Raw genomic sequence first — 581 nt, forward strand, 5'->3', positions numbered from 1 at the left:
TTCAAGTGAGAATGCCGGTATGAGTAACGAAAAGATCAGTGAGAATCTGATCCGCCGAAAGCCTAAGGGTTCCTGAGGAAGGTTCGTCCGCTCAGGGTAAGTCGGGACCTAAGGCGAGGCCGAAAGGCGTAGTCGATGGACAACAGGTGGAAATTCCTGTACCACCGTAGCCGTTATGAGCAATGGGGTGACGCAGAAGGATAGTGACGCGAGCTGATGGATGCTCGTCCAAGCAGTGAGGCTGGTTAGCAGGCAAATCCGCTAACCGTTAAGGCTGGGCTGTGATGGGGAGGGAAATCTTTAGTACCGAAGGTCATGATTTCACACTGCCGAGAAAAGCCTCTAGCCAGGCGAAGGTGCCCGTACCGTAAACCGACACAGGTGGGCGAGAAGAGAATTCTAAGGCGCGCGGAAGAACTCTCGTTAAGGAACTCGGCAAAATGACCCCGTAACTTCGGGAGAAGGGGTGCCTCGGTAGGGTGAATAGCCCGAGGGGGCCGCAGTGAAAAGGCCCAAGCGACTGTTTAGCAAAAACACAGGTCTGTGCGAAGCCGCAAGGCGAAGTATACGGGCTGACGCCT

At 54.7% G+C, this 581-nt stretch carries 1 rRNA gene; it reads left to right on the forward strand.

From position 1 onward, the window contains the following. Positions 1–581 (forward strand): 23S ribosomal RNA (locus B5M42_RS25125); the annotation flags it as partial.

This window comes from Paenibacillus athensensis, from assembly GCF_004514475.2.
Lineage (GTDB): Bacteria > Bacillota > Bacilli > Paenibacillales > NBRC-103111 > Paenibacillus_AL > Paenibacillus_AL athensensis.